This window comes from Enterobacter cloacae complex sp. FDA-CDC-AR_0164 (assembly GCF_003071645.1).
GTDB classification, from domain to species: Bacteria; Pseudomonadota; Gammaproteobacteria; order Enterobacterales; family Enterobacteriaceae; genus Enterobacter; species Enterobacter ludwigii.
Genome location: NZ_CP028950.1, coordinates 37,080 through 58,457, shown reverse-complemented (window position 1 = coordinate 58,457; position 21,378 = coordinate 37,080). Strand labels below are relative to the sequence as shown.

19 protein-coding genes are annotated in these 21,378 nt (G+C 54.8%); 6 read left to right on the top strand and 13 right to left on the bottom strand.

From position 1 onward, the window contains the following. The first annotated feature begins 140 nt into the window (after window positions 1–140). Both chiP and chiQ read left to right on the top strand, forming a co-directional pair. Complete coding sequence (chiP, locus tag AM410_RS00305; RefSeq protein ID WP_020884980.1) at window positions 141–1,538, top strand: chitoporin ChiP; 1,398 nt, start codon at window positions 141–143, stop codon at window positions 1,536–1,538. Window positions 1,539–1,585: 47 nt separating this feature from the next. Beyond that, entirely contained in the window at window positions 1,586–1,915 is a 330-nt protein-coding gene (gene chiQ / locus AM410_RS00300) for a ChiQ/YbfN family lipoprotein (protein ID WP_025204664.1), read from the top strand. Window positions 1,916–2,023: 108 nt separating this feature from the next. Here the strand turns inward: chiQ and fur are convergent, their stop codons facing one another. The 4 genes from fur to ybfF form a co-directional block, all read right to left on the bottom strand. Beyond that, window positions 2,024–2,470, bottom strand: a complete 447-nt coding sequence (gene fur / locus AM410_RS00295; RefSeq protein ID WP_014169146.1) for a ferric iron uptake transcriptional regulator — start codon at window positions 2,468–2,470, stop codon at window positions 2,024–2,026. 288 nt (window positions 2,471–2,758) lie between these two features. Then, window positions 2,759–3,289 carry a flavodoxin FldA gene (gene fldA, locus AM410_RS00290; protein ID WP_008501067.1) on the bottom strand — a complete coding sequence of 177 codons (531 nt, stop codon included), beginning with the start codon at window positions 3,287–3,289 and terminating at the stop codon, window positions 2,759–2,761. A 155-nt stretch (window positions 3,290–3,444) separates the two neighbouring features. Then, entirely contained in the window at window positions 3,445–3,732 is a 288-nt protein-coding gene (gene ybfE / locus AM410_RS00285; protein WP_014169148.1) for a LexA regulated protein, read from the bottom strand. Between the two features lie 128 nt (window positions 3,733–3,860). Further along, on the bottom strand, window positions 3,861–4,634 hold the full coding sequence (gene ybfF, locus AM410_RS00280) for an esterase (RefSeq protein WP_073395757.1): 774 nt from the start codon (window positions 4,632–4,634) through the stop codon (window positions 3,861–3,863). A 183-nt stretch (window positions 4,635–4,817) separates the two neighbouring features. Between ybfF and seqA the strand changes: the two genes are divergently transcribed. Beyond that, on the top strand, window positions 4,818–5,366 hold the full coding sequence (seqA, locus tag AM410_RS00275; protein WP_020884977.1) for a replication initiation negative regulator SeqA: 549 nt from the start codon (window positions 4,818–4,820) through the stop codon (window positions 5,364–5,366). 24 nt (window positions 5,367–5,390) lie between these two features. Beyond that, window positions 5,391–7,031, top strand: coding sequence for a phosphoglucomutase (alpha-D-glucose-1,6-bisphosphate-dependent) (gene pgm, locus AM410_RS00270; RefSeq protein WP_020884976.1), 1,641 nt, complete (start codon window positions 5,391–5,393; stop codon window positions 7,029–7,031). 70 nt (window positions 7,032–7,101) lie between these two features. Here pgm and potE read toward each other — a convergent pair whose 3' ends face one another. The 9 genes from potE to kdpF all read right to left on the bottom strand — a co-directional run bounded on the left by potE (window position 7,102) and on the right by kdpF (window position 19,034). Continuing rightward, window positions 7,102–8,415 (bottom strand): putrescine-ornithine antiporter, encoded by a 1,314-nt coding sequence (gene potE / locus AM410_RS00265; protein WP_014169152.1) that lies wholly within the window; start codon window positions 8,413–8,415, stop codon window positions 7,102–7,104. Then, window positions 8,412–10,610 (bottom strand): ornithine decarboxylase SpeF, encoded by a 2,199-nt coding sequence (gene speF, locus AM410_RS00260; protein WP_073395758.1) that lies wholly within the window; start codon window positions 10,608–10,610, stop codon window positions 8,412–8,414. The genes potE and speF overlap by 4 nt, the downstream gene beginning before the upstream one ends. A 256-nt stretch (window positions 10,611–10,866) precedes the next feature. Then, window positions 10,867–10,971: a leader peptide SpeFL gene (gene speFL, locus AM410_RS00255; protein WP_106503839.1), complete on the bottom strand. Its 105-nt coding sequence runs from the start codon at window positions 10,969–10,971 to the stop codon at window positions 10,867–10,869. A gap of 277 nt (window positions 10,972–11,248) precedes the next feature. Next, window positions 11,249–11,926 carry a two-component system response regulator KdpE gene (gene kdpE, locus AM410_RS00250; RefSeq protein ID WP_073395760.1) on the bottom strand — a complete coding sequence of 226 codons (678 nt, stop codon included), beginning with the start codon at window positions 11,924–11,926 and terminating at the stop codon, window positions 11,249–11,251. Continuing rightward, a complete protein-coding gene (gene kdpD / locus AM410_RS00245) occupies window positions 11,923–14,610 on the bottom strand; it encodes a two-component system sensor histidine kinase KdpD (protein WP_014169155.1) in 2,688 nt (895 codons plus the stop codon). Before kdpD ends, kdpE begins: the two co-directional genes overlap by 4 nt. Further along, window positions 14,611–15,186, bottom strand: a complete 576-nt coding sequence (kdpC, locus tag AM410_RS00240; RefSeq protein ID WP_025204660.1) for a potassium-transporting ATPase subunit KdpC — start codon at window positions 15,184–15,186, stop codon at window positions 14,611–14,613. A gap of 12 nt (window positions 15,187–15,198) precedes the next feature. Beyond that, the gene (kdpB, locus tag AM410_RS00235; RefSeq protein ID WP_108647334.1) at window positions 15,199–17,247 is read right to left on the bottom strand and encodes a potassium-transporting ATPase subunit KdpB; all 2,049 of its coding nucleotides are present in this window, start codon (window positions 17,245–17,247) and stop codon (window positions 15,199–15,201) included. 18 nt (window positions 17,248–17,265) lie between these two features. Next, window positions 17,266–18,945 carry a potassium-transporting ATPase subunit KdpA gene (kdpA, locus tag AM410_RS00230; RefSeq protein ID WP_073395762.1) on the bottom strand — a complete coding sequence of 560 codons (1,680 nt, stop codon included), beginning with the start codon at window positions 18,943–18,945 and terminating at the stop codon, window positions 17,266–17,268. Continuing rightward, a complete protein-coding gene (gene kdpF, locus AM410_RS00225; protein WP_015386886.1) occupies window positions 18,945–19,034 on the bottom strand; it encodes a K(+)-transporting ATPase subunit F in 90 nt (29 codons plus the stop codon). The genes kdpA and kdpF overlap by 1 nt, the downstream gene beginning before the upstream one ends. Window positions 19,035–19,341: 307 nt before the next feature. Between kdpF and AM410_RS00220 the strand changes: the two genes are divergently transcribed. Together AM410_RS00220 and phrB are read left to right on the top strand one after the other, a co-directional pair. Continuing rightward, window positions 19,342–19,548, top strand: coding sequence for a YbfA family protein (locus AM410_RS00220; RefSeq protein ID WP_014883027.1), 207 nt, complete (start codon window positions 19,342–19,344; stop codon window positions 19,546–19,548). Window positions 19,549–19,961: 413 nt separating this feature from the next. Continuing rightward, window positions 19,962–21,374: a deoxyribodipyrimidine photo-lyase gene (gene phrB, locus AM410_RS00215; RefSeq protein ID WP_073395763.1), complete on the top strand. Its 1,413-nt coding sequence runs from the start codon at window positions 19,962–19,964 to the stop codon at window positions 21,372–21,374. The last annotated feature ends 4 nt before the right edge of the window (window positions 21,375–21,378 follow it).

The window sequence follows — 21,378 nt, the reverse complement described above, 5'->3', positions numbered from 1 at the left end:
AAAAGCATTGATAATTCGCGTCGCGAAAAATAACCTAAAGGCGGTAGTTAATTCGAGGGTATTTCTGACTACCCCTGACCTTTTGGTCTTTTATATTTTTCGCCGTTCAGGCGTTTTAATTCGTCAAAGAGGAATAATCTATGCGTACGTTCAGTGGCAAACGTAGTGCGCTGGCGCTGGCTATCGCCGGTGTGACAGCAATGTCAGGCCTGGTGATTGCGCCAGAGGCTAAGGCAGCAGGTTTCATCGAAGATTCTACCCTCACGGGCGGTATTTATTACTGGCAGCGTGAACGTGACCGTAAAGACGTTACCGAAGACAAATACAAAACCAACCTTTCTCACTCTACCTGGAACGCCAACCTCGACTTCCAGTCAGGCTATGCCGCCGATATGTTCGGCCTGGATATTGCCGCATTCACGGCAATTGAAATGGCGGAAAATGGCGACAGCGGACACCCGAACGAAATTGCCTTCTCGTCCAGCAATAAGGCCTATAAAGAAGACTGGTCCGGCGATAAAAGCGGTATCAGCCTGTATAAAGCCGCTGCAAAATTCAAATATGGTCCAGTCTGGGCGCGCGGCGGATATATTCAGCCAACTGGCCAAACCCTGTTAGCGCCACACTGGAGTTTTATGCCTGGTACTTACCAGGGCGCTGAAGCCGGCGCTAACTTTGACTACGGTGATGCGGGTGCGTTGAGTTTCTCCTATATGTGGACCAACGAATACAAAGCCCCGTGGCATATCGAAATGGATAAGTTTTACCAGAACGATAAAAAGACCAAAGTGGATTACCTTCACTCGCTGGGTGCAAAGTACGATTTTAAAAACGACCTCGTGTTAGAAGCCGCTTTTGGTCAGGCTGAAGGTTATATCGATCAGTACTTTGCCAAAGCCAGCTACAAATTTGATATCGCAGGGAGTCCGTTGAGTACCAGTTACCAGTTCTACGGCACGCGAGACAAAGTCAGCGATGGTGGCGTCAACGATATTTATGACGGCACGGCCTGGCTGCAGGCGCTGACCTTTGGCTACAAAGTGGGTCAGGTGGATTTGCGTCTGGAAGGGACATGGGTGAAGGCGGAAGGGCAGCAGGGCTACTTCCTGCAGCGTATGACCCCGACTTACGCATCTTCCAACGGTCGTCTGGATATCTGGTGGGATAACCGCTCTGACTTCAACGCCGACGGCGAAAAAGCGGTCTTCTTCGGCGCAATGTATGACCTGAAAAACTGGAACCTGCCGGGCTGGGCGGTGGGCGCCTCCTACGCGTATGCCTGGGACGCCAAACCGGGCGACATGGCCACACCGGATGCGTACTACGATCCGAACTACCGTCTGAAAGAGTCCTCTTACAGCCTGGATGCCATCTATACCGTGCAGGATGGACGTGCGAAAGGCACGATGTTCAAGCTGCACTTCACGCAGTATGACAACCACTCTGATATTCCAAGCTACGCGGGCGGTTACGGCAACATCTTCCAGGATGAACGTGACGTGAAATTCATGGTTATCGCACCATTCACTATCTTCTGATGAACGCTCCGGCGGGTTCCGTCCCGCCGGAATGGAGACTGCACATGATGAAAAAAATGGTAATCGTCGCGTTGCTGGCCTCGGGGCTGGTGGCTTGCGCCCAGGACCCGGCACCGAAAGAAGATTCTCGCCTGAAGGAGGCTTACAGCGCCTGCATTAACACCGCTGAAGGCTCACCGGAGAAAATTGAAGCCTGCCAGAGCGTGCTGAATGTGCTGAAGAAAGAGAAGGCGCATGAGCAGTTTGCGACGCAGGAAAATGTTCGCGTGATGGACTATCAGGCCTGTATTCAGGCGCGTAAAACCGGTAACGATCAGGAAGTGGCGAAGCGTTGCGACCAGATCTGGAAGGAAATACGCAGTAACAACGGAAATTAATTAAGCGTGTTAAGGCCCGGTGGCGCTGTGCTTACCGGGCTTTTTTTCGCCGGGTGACAGGCAAAAAAAAGCCAACCTTGCGGCTGGCTCAGAGTATGAAAGTTCGACTTATTTGGCGTCGTGTGCGTGATCGTCTTCGCGGCAATCACCTTCAGCACAGTGACCATACAGATACAGGCTATGGTTGGTCAGGCGGATACCATGACGAGCAGCGATTTCACGCTGACGTGCTTCGATGGAATCATCGCTAAATTCAATGACCTTGCCACAATCCAGGCAGATCAGGTGATCGTGGTGCTGCTGCTGGGTCAGTTCGAATACAGATTTACCGCCTTCGAAATTATGACGGGTAACAATGCCCGCGTCATCAAACTGGTTCAGCACGCGATAGACGGTTGCCAGCCCAATCTCTTCACCCATGTCGATAAGACGCTTGTAAAGGTCTTCCGCACTGACATGGTGATTGTCTGGACCCTGAAGCACTTCAAGGATTTTTAACCGAGGAAGCGTAACTTTCAGGCCAGCCTTCTTTAATGCGGTATTGTTGTCAGTCATGCGGAATCTGTCCTGTTGCTAAACGATTCACTTCTGGAGGAAGTGACAGAAAATGCACCTGGAATAATGCGTCTCATTATAGAACTGCCATGGCTAAATGAAAACTGCAAGTCTCAGGCAAAGTATGCTTATAAAAACGTGGTATCACCGACAAACTTGCTCAATGGCACCCCATTTTACCTGGGAGACATTGTACAGGTCTGGGCGAAAAAGTTAAAAGATTGTAGCGATTAATTTAATCGTTTGACCTGGTTCCTGGGCGCAACCGGGGTTGCGCCACACTAACAATCAGGCGTTAAGAATATCGTCCAGGTGCAGTTCTTCGCGGATCTGCTTCACCCACTTCTCAACGCGCTCTGCGGTCAGTTCTGGCTGACGGTCTTCGTCGATCGCCAGACCCACGAAGTGGTCGTCATCGGCCAGGCCTTTAGACGCTTCGAAGTGGTAACCGGCAGTCGGCCAGTGGCCTACGATAACTGCACCATTCGGTTCAATGATATCGCGGATAGTGCCCAGCGCGTCACAGAAGTACTCAGCGTAGTCTTCCTGATCGCCGCAGCCAAACAGGGCGACCAGCTTGCCGTTGAAGTCCACTTCTTCCAGCGTCGGGAAGAAATCATCCCAGTCACACTGGGCTTCACCGTAGTACCAGGTTGGGATACCCAGCAACAGGATGTCATAGCCTTCGAGATCTTCTTTGCTGCTCTTGGCGATGTCATGCACATCGGCAACGTCTTTACCGAGCTGTTTTTGAATGTTTTTTGCGATATTTTCGGTATTGCCGGTATCACTGCCGAAGAAAATGCCGATGATTGCCATGAGTAAAATAACCTCTTGAAACTTAATGGTATGGTGGCGCAATTTGTCCACGGATAAGGGCAATAATAGCAGAACTGGCAACCCCGCGGAAACAGCTATCGCGCAGGACTGCACTCTGTGCTACATGAAAAGGGTAAGAAAGGGGATTTTCAGACTTATGCCTGGCGGCGCAACGTCTCAAGCTGGGCGATCAACATCTCTTCAATGAGCTCGCTACGGCTGATATTACGCGCTTCAGCCAGTTCGTTAAGCGCATCGACGGCGTCGGCATTGAGCTTCAGTTCGACACGCTTAAGCCCACGATTTTTATCGCGTTTAAGCTGGTTGCGTTTATTAATACGCAGCTGTTCATCGCGCGAAAGCGGATTCGTTTTCGGTCGTCCCGGTCGACGCTCATTCGCGAACAGATCTAGTGTCGTACGGTCCGTTTGTTCTTTGGCCATGATTCTGAGACTTCGGGGGAAACAAGCCGCCCTGCTATTGCCCGGGCGATGAGCGCGCCATCATACATCACCAAAAACGGCACGCCAACGACTGGAAGCCCGCAACCTTCCAGTCGCTCTCTTTTTAATCAATTCGCAGTATCAGAGAGATAGCGACGGATGGCGCGTAACACGGCGTCAGGTTTTTCCGCGTGAACCCAGTGTCCGGCACCGGCGATGACATGGGCGCGGGCCTGCGGGAATTGCGCCAGCAAGGTGTCGCGGTAGGCATCGGTGACATAAGGGGAGTTACCGCCGCGAATAAAGTGGGTAGGGTGTTGCCAGGCGGGCACCGTATCCCAGCCGACGATGTTGTTGTACTGCGCCCAGAGTACCGGCACGTTGAAACGCCACTGGCCGTCGACAAACGACTTCAGAAGAAACTGAATAACGCCTTCTTCATTAAGATGTTCGCGCATGACGGCTGTGGCCTGTTGGCGGGTTGAAACCCCAGCCTCTGTCACCGCATTGATGGCAGCAAAAATGTCGTCATGACGGCGCACGTCGTAATCCACCGGGGCAACGTCGATCACGACCAGACCGTTGATTCTGTCCGGTGCCAGCGCCGTCAGGGCCATTACCGCCTTGCCGCCCATAGAATGCCCGATGAGCGTCACCTTCTGAAGATGGTTGGCATCAAGCGTATCGAGCAGATCCTGGGCCATTGCCGCGTAGGTCATCTCTTCTGAACGCCCGGAAAGACCGTGATTTCGCATATCGACCTGCAAAATATCGTGATCGGTAACCAGATCGCGCGCCAGCACCCCCAGGTTATCCAGGCTGCCAAAAAGCCCGTGAACCAGTACGATGGGAGAATTATTGTTCGGCGATTGTGCAGTTTGCGCTCGGGTATTCAATTTCATGGCAAAGTTCTTTTTTTACGTATGTCAGGTTAGGGTATCATGTTGACCATTCTGCCGCCCGGCTGCAAGGTTCCAGTTTAATCTGACTTTTGCCGCCAACCTGGTTTGACGCTATCCGCTGTTGGAATTTAACTTTATAATCCCAACGACTTGTATTCAGATAAGATATCGCACTGGATTAAGATGAAAACAATCGAAGTTGATGACGAACTCTATCAGTATATTGCCAGCCAGACGCGGCATATCGGGGAGAGTGCGTCCGACATTTTACGGCGCATGCTTAAAATTTCCGCCGCCTCACAGCCTGCTACCCCAGTCACTAAAGATGTCGTGTCTCAACAAAACGTTGTTGCACAAGCAAAACCTGCCGTCGCGCAAGTGAAAGACAAAGTACGTGCGATGCGCGAGTTGCTGCTCTCTGATGAGTACGCCGAGCAGAAAAAAGCGGTTAACCGCTTCATGCTGGTGCTGTCTACACTCTATTCACTGGATAACAAAGCGTTTGCTGAAGCGACCGAGTCGCTGCACGGTCGTACCCGCGTCTATTTCGCAGGCGACGAGCAAACGCTGCTGCAAAATGGCAACCAAACCAAACCTAAACATGTCCCGGGCACACCGTACTGGGTCATCACCAATACCAATACGGGCCGCAAGTGCAGCATGGTTGAACACATCATGCAGTCCATGCAGTTCCCGGCGGAATTGATTGAAAAGGTTTGCGGTACAATTTAACCCTTGCATCAGAAGGACCCGGTAATGGCAAATCACAGCCGTGCAGGCCAACCTGCACAACAAAGCGATTTGATTAACGTCGCTCAGCTGACCGCGCAGTATTACGTGCTGAAACCGGTCGTGGGCAACGCAGAACACGCAGTGAAGTTTGGTACATCTGGCCACCGCGGTAGCGCGGCGCGCCATAGCTTTAACGAACCGCACATTCTGGCTATTGCTCAGGCCATCGCGGAAGAGCGCGCTAAAAACGGCGTTACCGGTCCGTGCTATGTGGGAAAAGATACCCATGCTCTGTCTGAACCGGCGTTCATTTCTGTGCTGGAAGTGCTGACGGCGAATGGCGTTGACGTCATTGTTCAGGAAAATAACGGCTTCACGCCGACCCCTGCGGTCTCTAACGCGATCCTTGTCCACAACAAAAAAGGCGGCGCGCTGGCTGACGGGATTGTGATCACTCCATCACACAACCCGCCGGAAGACGGTGGGATCAAATACAACCCGCCTAACGGTGGACCGGCAGACACGAACGTCACGAAAGTGGTTGAAGATCGTGCCAATGCGCTGCTGGCGGATGGCCTGAAAGGGGTGAAACGCCTCTCTCTGGATGCGGCCATGGCATCCGGCCATGTGAAAGAGCAGGATCTGGTACAGCCATTTGTGGAAGGTCTGGCGGATATCGTCGATATGGCGGCCATCCAGAAAGCCGGTCTGAAGCTGGGCGTTGACCCTCTCGGCGGCTCCGGTATCGAATACTGGAAACGCATCGCAGAGCATTACAAGCTGAACCTGACCATCGTTAACGATCACGTTGATCAGACCTTCCGCTTTATGCACCTGGATAAAGACGGCGCAATCCGTATGGACTGCTCTTCCGAGTGTGCGATGGCGGGCCTGCTGGCGCTGCGTGATAAATTTGACCTGGCGTTTGCCAACGACCCGGATTATGACCGCCACGGTATTGTCACCCCGGCAGGGCTGATGAACCCGAACCATTATCTTGCGGTTGCCATCAACTACCTGTTCCAGCATCGTCCGCAGTGGGGCAAAGAGGTGGCTGTAGGTAAAACGCTGGTCTCCTCGGCGATGATTGACCGCGTGGTTGAGGCGCTGGGCCGTAAGCTGGTGGAAGTACCGGTAGGCTTCAAATGGTTTGTTGACGGCCTGCACGACGGCAGCTTCGGTTTTGGCGGTGAAGAGAGCGCGGGCGCATCCTTCCTGCGTTTCGACGGCACGCCATGGTCTACCGATAAAGACGGGATCATCATGTGCCTGCTGGCGGCGGAAATCACGGCTGTCACCGGTAAAAATCCGCAGGAACACTATAACGAGCTGGCGGCACGCTTTGGCGCGCCAAGCTATAACCGTATTCAGGCTGGCGCGACCTCCGCGCAGAAAGCGGCGCTGTCTAAACTCTCTCCAGAAATGGTCAGTGCCAGCACGCTGGCCGGTGACCCTATCACGGCCCGTCTGACGGCTGCCCCGGGTAACGGTGCCTCTATCGGTGGTCTGAAAGTGATGACCGAAAACGGCTGGTTTGCCGCGCGTCCATCCGGTACGGAAGATGCGTACAAAATCTATTGTGAAAGCTTCCTCGGCGACGAACACCGTAAGCTGATTGAGAAAGAAGCGGTAGAGATTGTCAGCGAAGTGCTGAAAAACGCGTAAATCGCGGTGGGCTGATGCCCTCACGATGCAGTCAAAACGGCAACCCCAGGGTTGCCGTTTTGCTTTTGCATTAACTGTGTTTATTTTTCAATTCAAACCGCGGTGATACCAGACCGTACAGCGTCCAGCCCATAAAGGTCACCATCGCACCATACAGCATGGCTTCCTGGCCGGAAGAGTAGAGCGCATAGAAGCTGTAAATTGCCCCAATCAGCGCCACAATATTCGCCACCCTCGCTTTGCCTGCGTCCACCTTCGCCACCTTCTGAATGATGACCAGCGCCGCCATCGACAGAATATATGGAATGATATTGGTCACTACCGCCAGGTTGACCAGCACGTTGAACTGGCTGTTCAGCGACGGGCTGATGGTCATCAAAGATAACCCACTCTGGAAGATAACAATCGCCAGCATGCCCTGAACCGGTGCCTCTGCTTTGCTGACCCGGGAGAAGATTTTCGGGAAATACCCTTCGTCAGCGGATGATTTAAAGACCTGAGCAATGGTGAACTGCCAGCCGAGGAGCGAGCCGCAGCAGGACATCACCATCAGCCCCATGATCACTTTCCCGACACCCGGCGTAAACATCTGCGCAAAGGCCAGACCGAACGGTGCCGTCGAACTGGCAAGATCCATGTTCGGTACAATCCCTGCAATCACGTTGGTTGAGACAATGTAAATGGCTGCTGCGCCCAGCGTACCGCCAAGCACGGCAATCGGTACGTTCTTCTCCGGGTTTTCCACCACTTCGGCGTTAGCACACGCAGATTCCAGCCCCAGGAAGGCCCACAGCGTCATGGCGATGGAAGAGCCCACTGCGGTGAAGAACGGAACATGGTGTGGGTTCCAGGAGTTGACGTACAGCGTGGGGCTAAACCAGAACCAGCCGATGATGCACAGCCCAACCACCGGGATAATGACCCCCCAGACGGTAATACTGCTGATCTGTCCGGTAATGCGCGCGCCGCCAAAGTTAGCCACGGTGCAGATCCACAGCACGCCGATGGTCGCCAGCCCGATTTGCACCGGGGTCAGCGCCACACCGAACAGCTCCGTACCGTAACCCACGGCGGAAATGGCAATCGCCACGTTAGCGATCAGCAAAGAAACGCCGTAGGTGTAGTTGGCCATGAAGTTACCGGATTTGCCAAAGGCATACTCGGCGTAGCCGCCCATCCCCCCGGGCTTGCGGCTGAACATACCGCACTTGGCGAATGCCCAGGCCAGTGCCATTGACCCCACTGCGGTCACCATCCAGGAGATAATCGAAATGGTTCCTACTTCCGCAAGCTTGGTGGGCAGCATGATGATCCCGGACCCCATCATGTTTACCATGGTGAGAATGGTCAGCTGCACCACGCCCATTTTATTGGACTTGCTCATAATTTTTCTCCTTTCAGCAGCGATGGCTGAGCGGCAGCGTGTTTGATGACGTTACAACGAACCTGCTTACGACCGTCACACTCCTCAACGTAAACACCCTGCAGTTCCGGCGCGAAGCCCGGTAAAAGGTTGATACCCTCTTCCAGCGCAGCAAAGTAGCGCAGCACGGAACCGCCCCAGACTTCACCCGGCACAACGCACAACACCCCCGGTGGATAAGGAAGGGCACCTTCGGCGGCAATGCGACCTTCCGCATCGCGCAGCGAGACCAGCTCGACCTCACCCCGCAGGTAGGCATAGTTCGCCTCTTGCGGGTTCATCATGACGCGCGGGAAGTGAGACTTGCGGAACATCTCTTTTTGCAGCTGCTTCACGTTGTGGCGGGCGTACAGCTCATGCATTTCCTGGCAAATCTGGCGCAGGGTGTAATCTGCATAGCGCTCCGGATACTGTTTACAGACAGAAGGCAGCACCTCTTTGAGGGGGGCATCCGTCTCGAGCAGTTTTTCGAAGCGCACCAGTTGCGCGACCAGTTGCTGCAGTTTGCCCATATCCTCGGCAGGCGTGAGCAGGAACAGGATGGAGTTGAGATCGCATTTTTCCGGCACGATGCCGTTTTCACGCAGGAAGTTGGCGAGAATAGTGGCGGGGACGCCGAAATCCTTGTACTCACCGGTCCGGGCGTTAATACCCGGCGTGGTCAGCAGCAGTTTGCATGGGTCGATAAAATACTGATGTTCGGCATAGCCTTCGAAGGCGTGCCAGTGTTCACCGGGCACGAAGTGGAAGAAGCGCAGGTCCGTGGCAATCTCAGCGGTGTCCCAGCTTTCCCACGGACGGCCATCAACCAGTTCCGGCACGAACGGGCGAAGATACTGGCAGTTCTGCAGGATCAGCTTACGGGCTTCGATACCGGTCACCACGCAGTCCATCCACATGTTGCGGCCGCTCTGGCCCTCATGCATGCGGGCGTTGATATCCAGTGCAGCAAACAGCGGATAGAACGGGCTGGTGGACGCGTGCATCATGAAGGCATTATTCAGCCGCTTATGCGGAACATAGCGCTGCTGGCCTTTGATGTGGCTGTCCTTCTTGTGGATTTGCGAGGTCTGCGAGAAACCGGCCTGCTGTTTATGGACTGACTGGGTGACCAGGATCCCCGGATCGTTTTCATTCAGCTCCAGCAGCAGCGGAGAGCAATCGGCCATCATCGGAATAAACTGCTCGTAACCCACCCAGGCAGAGTCAAACAGGATGTAGTCGCACAGATGGCCAATGTTATCCACGACCTGGCGAGCGTTATAGATGGTGCCATCGTAGGTACCCAGCTGGATCACCGCCAGGCGGAACGGACGCGCGTCGCGGGCACGGCCCGGCGCCACTTCGGACACCAGCTCACGCAGATAATTCTCCTCGAAGCAGTGGGCGTCGATGCCGCCAATAAAGCCGTACGGGTTACGTGCGGTTTCCAGATAGACCGGCGTTGCGCCCGCCTGAAGAAGTGCCCCGTGATGGTTGGATTTATGGTTGTTGCGATCGAACAGGACCAGGTCGCCCGGAGTGAGAAGGGCGTTGAGCACCACTTTGTTGGACGATGAGGTTCCGTTCAGCACGAAGTAGGTTTTATCGGCATTAAAGACTTTCGCCGCATGCTGCTGCGCAATGCAGGGTGCCCCTTCGTGGATCAGCAGATCGCCCATCGCCACGTCGGCGTTGCACAGGTCTGAGCGGAAAAGGGTTTCGCCAAAGAAATCGACAAACTGATTGCCGGCAGGGTGACGGCGGAAGAATTGCCCGCCCTGGTGACCCGGACAGTCGAAGGCGCTGTTACCCTGTTTGACATAGTCAACCAGAGCCCGGAAAAAAGGCGGCCGCAGTTGGGTTTCATACTTCTGCGCGGCCGCTTCCAGTTGGCGTCCGTGGAAGTCGTTGCTGGTGTCTGATGCTTCGAATACGCCGTGGATCCGCGATAAATACTCTGCCGGGATAATTTCTTCTTTATGCGTCGCGACAAAAACAGGAATGCCAAATCCGGTTGCTTCTATTTCTTCTATACGACCAGTGAAAATATCGCTGACGGCCAGAACAATGGCGGCAACATCAATATAATCCGTGGCGTTGATATCCACCAGTTCACGGTGAGTGGTAAAGCAATCAGGGCAGGCGCGGCTGGCTGCAATTTTTAAACTTTTCATCTTTCTCTCTTTATTTTAGGTAATAACAGTCCCTCGATTTCTTGCAGAAAAGAAATCGATAATATGCCGGAAAACAGCAAAAGGAGGCCGCTGATTAAAAAAATCAGTAATGCGTTTTTTGCTGAATAGAATTCAGTCCGCCCGGTCGCGGATGAGCCTGAATTAAGATGAATGAGCGCACGGGTTCACAGGCAAAGGCCTGTAAAATAGGGTGTTTCAGGATAACCTGTAAGCGTGTGCGCCAGAAGTCGAAGGACTACCGGGCATTAAAGATATGAAAGTCAAAACAGTTTCGGTGGGCAAACATCATGATATGAGTTGTCCGCCTTATATGGGGCATTAAACGATTATTGTTTTCCATGTTTCATTTCCTTTCAGTAATTGAAAGCATGGACATTTTATCCTGGAAAAAGCGATTAACTGTGAAACAGATCACCGTTAACCGATCAAATCAGAAATAAATATTCGCTTTTGATGAATATCGCAGATCAAAATGCTGATATGTTGATGTTGCGTTAACGGATTGTATTATGAATGTGCTGAATGGACATAAATACACCAAAAAATAACCCGGAGATTATTTTTGCGCGTATTTTATGGGGGGTAGGTGTTTATTTAAAAATAAACTGAATAGTTATTCAAAGCATGAACCGATAACCGATACCGGTTTCAGTTAATAAATGACGAGGACGCGCGGGGTCAACTTCCAGTTTTTGTCGAAGGTGTCCCATATATATGCGTAAATAGTGACTATGTTCCACGGCGTTTGGTCCCCACACCTGACTCAACAGCTGGCGCTGGGTGAGTACCTTACCGTGATTATTGAGCAAAACGGCGAGTAGCCGAAACTCGATGGGGGTGAGATGGATTTCCTCTTCACCGCGAACAATGCGCCGTGCTGCCAGATCAACCTGAATATCACCAAACGTGTATGTTGGGTCGGCAGGGGTGGTGGCGCTGTGACGACGCAGCGCGACACGAAGGCGAGCCTGCAGTTCGCCAATACCAAAAGGCTTAATCAGATAGTCATCCGCTCCGGCATCCAGCGCCGCGATTTTATCCGACTCTTCGGTACGGGCTGACAGCACCAGAATGGGCATCTGACTCCACTGTCGAACCTCACGAATAAAATCGATGCCGTCGCCATCCGGCAGGCCGAGATCGAGGATCACCAGATCAGGTTTGCGCGTGGCCGCTTCAATCAAACCCCGCTGGAGCGTGCCGGCGTCATGAACGCGCAGGCCATCGCCTTCCAGCGCAGCACGCAGAAACCGGCTAATGGCGATCTCATCTTCAACAATCAGAACGTTGATCACAAATCCTCTGGTAATTCATTAAGTTCTGGCGGGGCTTCCAGAGGAAGTTTAACACAAAAACGTGCGCCGCCTTCCGGGCGATTCTCCGCCGAAATGGTACCGCCATGAACGTCAATAATCGCCTGGCAAATCGCCAGACCCAGACCCACGCCGGGAATGGCCGACTCTTTATTACCGCGGGCAAATTTCTCGAAAATAGCGAACTCCTGTCCGGCAGGGATACCCGGCCCGGTATCCCAGACGTCAAGCCGTAGCGTGTGATCTTCCACCGTGGCATCCACCCCAATCCGGGCGTTTGCTCCTGCGTATTTGCCGGCATTTTCCAGCAGATTGATCAGCACGCGTTCAAACAGCGGGCCATCAACGTGAATTAACGTCAGCGGTTCGGGCATGTTCAGCGCAATATGGCGTCCACCGAGGCCTGGCTCCAGCATTTTCAGGGCGCTACCCACCACCTCTTCGAGCGTGAGCCACTCTTTTTTGAGGTTAAATCCGCCCGACTGAATACGCGCCATATCAAGCAGATTATTTACCAGGCGTGTGGTGTTCAGCACATGCTGGCGGATCTCGCTGGCCTGCAACGCATGTTTCGAGCCTTCCGCTGCCAAATCCAGCGTCAAAATTTCTGACTGGCCAAACAGCACGGTGAGTGGGGTGCGAAGGTCGTGGGAGAGGGCGGCCAGCAATGAGTTACGAATGCTCTCGCGCTCGCTTGCCAGACGGGCCTGTTCTTCGCTGGCGGTAAGCGCCAGCCGTTCCAGCGCGCTTGCCACCAGCAGGGTAAATGTCTCCAGCAATCGCTGCTGTTCGGGGATCATCAGCTGGCGCAGATTCGAAGGTTCAACGATCACCAGCCCCTGATTTTTATCGGCACTGCGCAGCGGCAGAATTTGATACGGTACGCCGGGCAGGGTGTCCGTCCCTGCACCCGCAGGAAGTCCTTTATCAAAGCTCCAGCGCGCAATGGCTTCATCCCATGGCGTCATGCCTGAGGCCGAGGTCAGTGGGCGCAGTTTCCCGTGTTCGTCCGGGAGTAAAATCAGGTTGCTGGCGTGAAAGGTCGAGCGGATAAACTGCTCGCTGGTCTGCACAATATCCAGCGGTGTACGGCCAACCGCCAGCGATTTAGACATCTCATAGAGATGCCGTGTGCGCTGTTCGCGGTAGCGGGCGATACGGGCCTGATAGCGTACGCCCGCCGTCAGATTACCGATCACCAGCCCAACGGTAAGCATCACGGCAAAGGTGAGAATGTACTGCACATCCGAAACGGCGAGCGTTCCGCGGGGCGCGATAAAGAACAGATCGAAGCTGATGACGTTGATGAACGTTGCCAGTACCGAGGGCCAGCGCCCGTAAAAGAGCGCCACCACGACCACGCCGAGCAGGTAGATCATCACCAGATTGGCCGCGTCGAAGGCAATCAGCCAGTGGCTGGCAATCACGGTGATCAGCGCGCAGAGCACGACGGCGACAAGACAGCCGCGGATCTGAATTCGCCATTTATCATTAAAAGTGCGGCTGTCCGGTGCGCGGTTAGGTAAAGGGGTGGGTTTGTCATCCAGTGCGACAATCACCAGATCGAGGTCGGGAGCACGCCGGGCCAGTTTGTCAGCAAAGGATTCGCGGCTAAACCAGCGACGATGCTGACGACGGCCAATGACAATTTTCCCGAGGTTGTGCTCACGCGCGTAGCGCAGAATGGCTTTATCTTCCTGGGGATCGGAGAGGGTGGCGGTTTCTGCGCCCAGCTCCTGTGCCAGACGCAGCGAACTTAAGATCGCGCGGCGCTGGTTTTCAGGCAGCGCGTGAAGCTGCGGCGTCTCGACATAGACCGCATGCCAGACGCTACCAAACTTGGCCGCCAGGCGCGCTGCGGTGCGGACGAGCTTTTCATTGCCGCTGCCGTGACCCACACACAGCAGAATGGCATCCCGCGTATGCCAGACGCGCTCCTGCCCTTGCAGGTCACGCCAGGCGCGCATCTGATCGTCCACGCGATCCGCCGTGCGACGCAGGGCCAGCTCGCGCAGGGCTATCAGGTTGCCTTTGCGAAAGAAATGTTCGATGGCGCGTTCGGCCTGACCTGCAATATAGACTTTTCCTTCATGCAGTCGCTGGCGCAGATCGTCTGGAGGCAGATCGACCAGCACCACTTCGTCCGCAGAGTCGAAAAAGGGATCGGGTACGGTTTCGCGAACCTGAATCCCGGTCACGCCGCTGACCACGTCGTTCAGGCTTTCGAGATGCTGAACATTTACCGTGGTGAAAACATCAATGCCTGCTTCAAGCAGCTCTTCAACGTCCTGCCAGCGTTTGGGGTGGCGCGAGCCTGAAGCATTACTGTGTGCCAGTTCGTCCATCAGGATAAGCGCGGGCCTGCGGGCGAGGGCGGCGTCGAGATCGAACTCCGTGACCAGACGCCCACGATGGCTGATACGGCGAGGCGGCTGTGTCGCCAGCCCCTTCAACAGTGCTGCCGTCTCTTTCCGGCCGTGGGTTTCCACCACGCCGATAAGAATATCGAGCCCCTGCGCCCGAAGCCGCTGGGCTTCTGTCAGCATGGCGAAGGTTTTCCCGACGCCAGCACAGGCGCCGAAGAAGATTTTCAGTTTGCCGCGATGGGCTTCAGCCGTCTGTTCGAGCAGCCTGTCCGGATCCGGGCGCATGGGCTCGTCGGTCATTTAGTTTTTCCTTAGCGCGTCCAGCGCCAGATTCAGCTCAACAATATTCACCACGGGCATGCCGATGAAGCTGACCAGCGGTTTTTGCGTATGCTCTGCGACCAGCTTGCTCACCTGTTCCACCGTCAACTGACGGGCCGCCGCGACGCGGGGGATCTGCCATGCCACCGCTTTCGGCGTCAGGCTGTAGTCCAGCCCGCTCGCAGAGGCCGTCACCAGCTCCACAGGCACCTCCCGGCTGGCCTGTGGATTTGCGGCGCGCAGGGCAGCTACACGTTCGGCAATGGCTTTATCCAGCTCCGGGTTGCTGCCGGCCAGGTTACTGCCACCGGATGCCATCGGATTATACGGGCTTTCGGCAGTGGCGGAAGGGCGTCCCTGGAAGTAACGGGCGTCGGTAAAATTCTGTCCAATCAGACGCGAACCGCGGTTTTCACCGTTTTGTACGATCAGCGAGCCGTTGGCCTGATCCTTAAACCACCACTGGCCCAGCGCGGTGGTCACCAGCGGGTAAAGCCCGCCGGTAATAAGCGACAACAGAATAAACAGAAGTATAGCGGGACGTAACATCGTCATTTGATTCACCTTTTAAACCAGCCCAAACAGCGTCAACAGCAGGTCGATAACCTTGATACCGATGAAGGGGACAATCAGCCCACCCAGCCCGTAAATCCACAGGTTGCGGCGCAGCATGGCGGCCGCGGTCAGCGGTTTATAGCTCACCCCTTTGAGCGCCAGCGGGATCAGGAAGACAATAATCAGGGCGTTAAAAATAACCGCACTGAGAATGGCTGATGCTGGCGAGTGCAGATGCATCACGTTCAGCGCATTAAGCTGCGGATAGGTGGCCGCAAACGCCGCGGGAATGATGGCAAAGTATTTTGCGACGTCGTTGGCGATACTGAACGTTGTCAGTGAACCGCGCGTCATCAGCATCTGCTTACCGATGTGCACAACTTCAATCAGCTTGGTCGGGTTCGAGTCGAGGTCGACCATGTTGCCCGCCTCTTTCGCCGCCTGGGTACCGGAGTTCATGGCCACCGCCACGTCGGCCTGCGCAAGGGCTGGGGCATCGTTGGTGCCATCACCCGTCATCGCCACCAGGCGGCCTTCCGCCTGATACTGACGAATTAACGCCAGCTTGGCTTCAGGCGTTGCCTCCGAGAGAAAATCATCCACGCCCGCTTCGGCAGCAATCGCGGCGGCGGTCAGACGGTTGTCCCCGGTGATCATCACCGTTTTGATCCCCATTTTCCGCAGCTGGGCAAAGCGCTCTTTGATCCCGCCTTTTACGATATCCTTTAGCGAAATCACCCCCAGCACATGTGCCCCTTCAGCCACCACCAGCGGCGTCGCGCCCTGACGTGCCACGCTCTCGACCAGGTTGTCCACTTCTGGTGGGAAATGACCATTGTTGGCTTCAATGTGGCGACGAATTGCGTCGACGGAGCCTTTACGGATCATGCGGTCCTGAATGTTGATGCCGCTCATTCGGGTTTGTGCCGTGAAGGGAACGAAAGTCGCATGGAGACTCTGAACGTCGCGCTGGCGCAGGTTAAAGCGCTGCTTGGCGAGGATCACGATACTGCGGCCTTCCGGCGTTTCATCGGCGAGGGAAGAGAGTTGCGCCGCATCCGCCAGCGTTTTTTCATCCACGCCGGGGGCAGGTAAGAACTCTGACGCCTGGCGGTTACCGAGGGTAATTGTCCCGGTTTTATCCAGCAGCAGAACGTCCACATCCCCTGCGGCTTCGACCGCACGTCCGCTGGTCGCGATGACGTTCGCGCCCAGCATACGGCTCATACCGGCCACGCCGATGGCCGACAGCAGCCCCCCGATGGTGGTCGGGATCAGGCAGACCAGCAGCGCCACCAGGACGGTGGTGGTGACCGCGGTACCGCCGTAAGCGGAGAATGGCCACAACGTGGCGGTTGCCAGCAGAAAGACAATTGTCAGCGCCACCAGCAGGATGGTCAGGGCAATTTCGTTTGGTGTTTTACGACGCTGCGCGCCTTCCACCATGGCAATCATACGGTCAAGGAAGGTTTCACCCGGGTTGACGCTACACTGGATCACCAGCCAGTCGGAGAGAATGCGTGTCCCGCCCGTTACGGAGGCGAAATCACCCCCGGATTCACGTATGACGGGAGCGGATTCCCCGGTGATGGCACTTTCATCTACCGACGCGCCGCCTTCGATGACTTCACCGTCGCAGGGGATAATGTCCCCGGCTTCGACCAGCACCACGTCACCTTTACGCAGTTCATCTGCCGGGACATGGTCCATCTGGGCACCGTATTTCGGTTCGCGTAATTTGCGCGCAAAAGCGGTCTTTTTCACCCCTTTGAGGCTATTGGCCTGCGCTTTGCTGCGGCCTTCCGCCAGCGCTTCCGCAAAGTTGGCAAACAGTACGGTGAACCACAGCCACAGGCTGATAGCGCCGGTGAACATCGCATTCCCCTGCAGATGACCCGTTCCCATGGCAATCGCCAGCGCGGTGGTGAGTAAACTCCCTATCCAGACGATAAACATCACCGGGTTGTGCCACTGCACGCGCGGGCTCAACTTTTTCACCGCATCCATGAGGGCCTGTCGAACTAACGACGGTTCGAACAGGGCCATTTGTGTACGACTCATGACAAATTCTCCGCAAAATCAGCGTAAAGAGAGGTATTCCGCGACCGGGCCTAACGCGAGGGCGGGGATAAAGGTCAGGGCGCCGACCAGCAGCACGGTACCGGCCAGCAGTCCGATAAACAGCGCGCCGTGGGTCGGCAACGTCCCGCTGGTGGTCGGTTGAATTTTTTTGCTCACCAGCGACCCGGCAATCGCCAGCACCGGCACAATGACCCCGAAACGGCCCACGAACATGCAGAACGCCAGCAGACAGTTCCAGAACGGTGAGTTAGCGCTTAAGCCTGCGAAGGCACTACCGTTATTGTTAGAAGCAGAAGAGACGGCATAAAGCACTTCGCTAAAGCCGTGGATGCCAGGGTTGAAGATGCCGCTGCGTCCGGCCTCCGTCATCAGTGCCAGTGCGGTACCAGCCAGCACGAGGGCGGGGGTGACCAGAATCGCCAGCGCGGTTAACTTCATCTCACGGACATCGATTTTTTTGCCCAGATATTCCGGGGTGCGACCAATCATCAGACCCGCAATGAACACCGCCAGCAGAACAAACAGCAGCATGCCGTAAAGACCCGAGCCTACGCCGCCGAACACCACTTCACCAATCTGCATCAGCCACATCGGGATCATGCCGCCCAGTGCCGTGAAGGAGTCGTGCATAGCATTGACCGCCCCGCAGGATGCCGCCGTCGTGACCACGGCATAAAGGCTGCTGGCGAGAATGCCAAAGCGGCTCTCTTTCCCTTCCATATTCATGGTGCCGTCAGCGCCCAGCGTCAGGAAATGCGGGTTACCTTGCCATTCGGCCCACATCACCAGCGCAACACAGACGACAAAGATGAGCGACATGGTCCAGAGCAGGGTGCGACCCTGACGACGATCGTTCACCACATCGCCAAAAGCAAAGCACAGCGCTGCGGGGATGAGGAAGATCGCCAGCATTTGCACAGCGTTGGTCAGTGCCGTTGGGTTTTCAAACGGATGCGATGAGTTGGCATTGAAGAAACCGCCACCATTCGTACCGAGCATCTTAATGGCTTCCTGTGAGGCCACAGGCCCCATCGGCAGAAGCTGTTTTGCCCCTTCAAGCGAGGTATAAGGGGCATAAGGCAGCAGGTTTTGCAGCGTACCTTGCTGAATAAAGAACAGCGCGATGAGCAGAGCAATCGGAAGTAAGACCCACAGAGTAATGCGCGTGAGATCAACCCAGGCATTGCCCAGCGTACCCATATTCTGACGTGCAAACGCACGCGTCAGCGCGAAGACAACCGCGATGCCGCTGGCTGCTGAGAGGAAATTTTGTACGGTTAATCCCACCATCTGGCTGAAGTAGCTCAGCGTGGTTTCGCCGGCGTAGGATTGCCAGTTGGTATTGGTGACAAAGCTGACGGCCGTATTCAGCGCAAGATGCCAGGACAGGCCCGGTAACTGTTGCGGGTTCAGCGGCAGGCTACCCTGCAACATCAGCATGATAAAGAGCGCGACCAGTCCAACGATATTCAGCAGCAGAATAGCGACCAGATACTGACGCCAGTTCATCTCCTGATCGCGTATTCCCAGTACGCGCCAGATCCCTTTTTCGATACTTCCCGTACCCGGTAAGGACACGTTGTTGATCAGCCGCGCGAGCCCCGTTCCCAGCGGTCTGGCAAGCACCAATAAGACCAGTAAAAAGCTGGCTATAAGTAAAAACGCCTGAGCAGCCATCAGAAGGCCTCCGCATTAATCAGGGCGTATACCAGATAACCCAATAACAGGAACACCAGCACGATGCCGGTAATCAGACCTGCACTCACAATCCACCTCCGAGTGACATTTGTATTTGTGTTAACGGTAGGATTTATGGCGCAAAGATTTCGCAAAAATCGGCAGGGTGGGTGTAAAAAAAGTATAAAAATGGAAAAGGCACAATTTAACTATTGGTAAGTAAATCGTTAACTTTTTTGTAACTTACTTACGGCGGAAATGTAAATATTCACTAAATGGATGAAAATAACTGGTCTGATGAGTAGTAAAATTACAAACAAAGCGGTATTATTTTAGCCAGATCACAGATTTCAAATTTTCCGGAGCATGTTTCCGGCCAACTATAGGGGAGAAAATATGGATCTTTATAAAGCGTATCCGGCTCATATCGTTTTCATGCGTCGCACTTTCGCCGTAGTGGCTGGCGTGCTGGCCCTGCCGGTGATGCTCTTCTGGAAAGACCGCGCACGTTTTTATAGCTATTTGCACCGCGTCTGGGCCAAAACCAGCGAGAAGCCGGTGTGGATGGATCAGGCCGAGAAAGCGACCTGCGATTTTTACTGATACGAAGACGACACACAGCAATAAAAAAAACCGCCTACAGCAATGTGGCGGTTTTTTTTATTCCTCAGGGTCCGCGGTCCGTTGGGCCGTTTTTGGGCTCTCGTCAGAGCGTGTGTCCACCGACTTATCACCGGTGGTGAACGGTGGAGCGGTTAGCAGCAGGGACCGCATGATGAAACGCTCTTTTTGCATTGCGTTCATTATCGCCAGCGTACTCGTGGTAAGACGTGATGAACCGACACTGTTTATTGCTTTTACCATGCTGGCGCAGGACACGTAGCGTTAAGGCCGCCCCGGGCGGCCTTTTTTATTTCATCGCGTCTACACTTCATGGCAAAGTAGATAAAAGCCAGCCGCATTTTCTCTTTAGTGGCATGGCCTTACGGACATAATGGATAATTGACAGGAGTTTTATGCCCACCCATCTGGTTTGGTTTCGCGCGGACCTGCGCGTACATGACAATCTCGCCCTTGCGGCTGCCTGCCGCTCCCCGGAAGCCCGCGTGCTGGCGGTGTTTATCGCCACCCCCGGGCAGTGGCAGCAGCATGCTATGGCACCACGCCAGGCGGCTTACCTCAGCTCACATCTGAATGGTTTGCAGTGTTCGCTTGCAGAAAAAGGGATCCCGCTCATTTATAAAGAGGTCAGTGACTTCTCCGCGCAATGCCAGGCTGTGAAGGCAATCTGTGAGCAGTACGATGTCACCCACCTTTTTTACAACTATCAGTACGAATTCAATGAACGTCAGCGGGATCGTCAGCTGGAGAAAATCCTGCAGGGTGTAGAGTGTCAGGGTTTTGATGACAGCGTCATGCTGCCGCCGGGCAGTGTCATGACCGGCAACCACGAGATGTATAAAGTCTTTACGCCGTTTAAAAATGCCTTCATTAAAAGACTGAAGGAGGCACTGCCGGAATGCGTGGCTGCACCCACCGTGAGGGGAGAGGCCATAACGGAGATACCCCAGCGGGAGTTTGACTATCCGCAACAGGCGTTTGATGAGACTCTGTTCCCGGCTACCGAAAAAAACGCTATCGCGAAGCTGCGCCAGTTTTGTAAAGCGGAGGCTGGCGATTACGACGCGCGCAGAGATTTTCCCGCGACTGAGGGCACCAGCCGTTTATCGGCCTGTCTGGCGCTGGGCGTGCTCTCTCCGCGCCAGTGTCTGCATCGTCTTCTGGCGGAACAACCGCAGGCACTGGACGGGGGCCCCGGCTCCGTCTGGCTTAACGAACTTATCTGGCGCGAATTTTATCGCCATTTGATGACGTATCACCCTGATTTATGTAAGCATCGACCGTTTATACCCTGGACTGATAACGTAAAATGGCAACACAACGAGAGCCACTTACAGGCCTGGCAGAAAGGCGAAACGGGCTTCCCGATTGTTGATGCCGCGATGCGCCAGCTCAATGAAACCGGATGGATGCACAACCGGCTGCGAATGATTACCGCCAGCTTCCTGGTGAAGGATCTGCTTATCGACTGGCGTGTCGGGGAGCGGTATTTTATTTCTCAGCTGATCGATGGCGATCTGGCGGCGAATAACGGCGGCTGGCAGTGGGCGGCGTCCACCGGAACCGACGCCGCGCCCTATTTCCGTATTTTTAATCCTGCCACGCAGGGACAAAAATTTGATGCAGACGGCGAGTTTATCCGCCGCTGGTTGCCCGCGCTGAGCAGTGTCCCTGCAAAAGCGATCCACGACCCGTGGGCATGGGCGGATAAACAGGGTGTGAAGCTCGATTATCCCCGTCCGATTGTTGACCATAAACAGGCGCGTGTCGCCACGCTGGCGGCGTACGAGGCCGCCCGCAAAGCTTAAGAGA

Bases quoted from the DNA above. Each gene is read 5' to 3' on its own strand.
- kdpB (WP_108647334.1), bottom strand. From the start codon at position 17,247: ATGAGTCGTACACAAATGGCCCTGTTCGAACCGTCGTTAGTTCGACAG.
- kdpC (WP_025204660.1), bottom strand. From the start codon at position 15,186: ATGACGATGTTACGTCCCGCTATACTTCTGTTTATTCTGTTGTCGCTT.
- ybfE (WP_014169148.1), bottom strand. From the start codon at position 3,732: ATGGCCAAAGAACAAACGGACCGTACGACACTAGATCTGTTCGCGAAT.
- kdpA (WP_073395762.1), bottom strand. From the start codon at position 18,945: ATGGCTGCTCAGGCGTTTTTACTTATAGCCAGCTTTTTACTGGTCTTA.
- chiQ (WP_025204664.1), top strand. From the start codon at position 1,586: ATGAAAAAAATGGTAATCGTCGCGTTGCTGGCCTCGGGGCTGGTGGCT.
- speFL (WP_106503839.1), bottom strand. From the start codon at position 10,971: ATGGAAAACAATAATCGTTTAATGCCCCATATAAGGCGGACAACTCAT.
- kdpD (WP_014169155.1), bottom strand. From the start codon at position 14,610: ATGACCGACGAGCCCATGCGCCCGGATCCGGACAGGCTGCTCGAACAG.
- phrB (WP_073395763.1), top strand. From the start codon at position 19,962: ATGCCCACCCATCTGGTTTGGTTTCGCGCGGACCTGCGCGTACATGAC.
- speF (WP_073395758.1), bottom strand. From the start codon at position 10,610: ATGAAAAGTTTAAAAATTGCAGCCAGCCGCGCCTGCCCTGATTGCTTT.
- ybfF (WP_073395757.1), bottom strand. From the start codon at position 4,634: ATGAAATTGAATACCCGAGCGCAAACTGCACAATCGCCGAACAATAAT.
- seqA (WP_020884977.1), top strand. From the start codon at position 4,818: ATGAAAACAATCGAAGTTGATGACGAACTCTATCAGTATATTGCCAGC.
- pgm (WP_020884976.1), top strand. From the start codon at position 5,391: ATGGCAAATCACAGCCGTGCAGGCCAACCTGCACAACAAAGCGATTTG.
- fldA (WP_008501067.1), bottom strand. From the start codon at position 3,289: ATGGCAATCATCGGCATTTTCTTCGGCAGTGATACCGGCAATACCGAA.
- fur (WP_014169146.1), bottom strand. From the start codon at position 2,470: ATGACTGACAACAATACCGCATTAAAGAAGGCTGGCCTGAAAGTTACG.
- potE (WP_014169152.1), bottom strand. From the start codon at position 8,415: ATGAGCAAGTCCAATAAAATGGGCGTGGTGCAGCTGACCATTCTCACC.
- AM410_RS00220 (WP_014883027.1), top strand. From the start codon at position 19,342: ATGGATCTTTATAAAGCGTATCCGGCTCATATCGTTTTCATGCGTCGC.
- chiP (WP_020884980.1), top strand. From the start codon at position 141: ATGCGTACGTTCAGTGGCAAACGTAGTGCGCTGGCGCTGGCTATCGCC.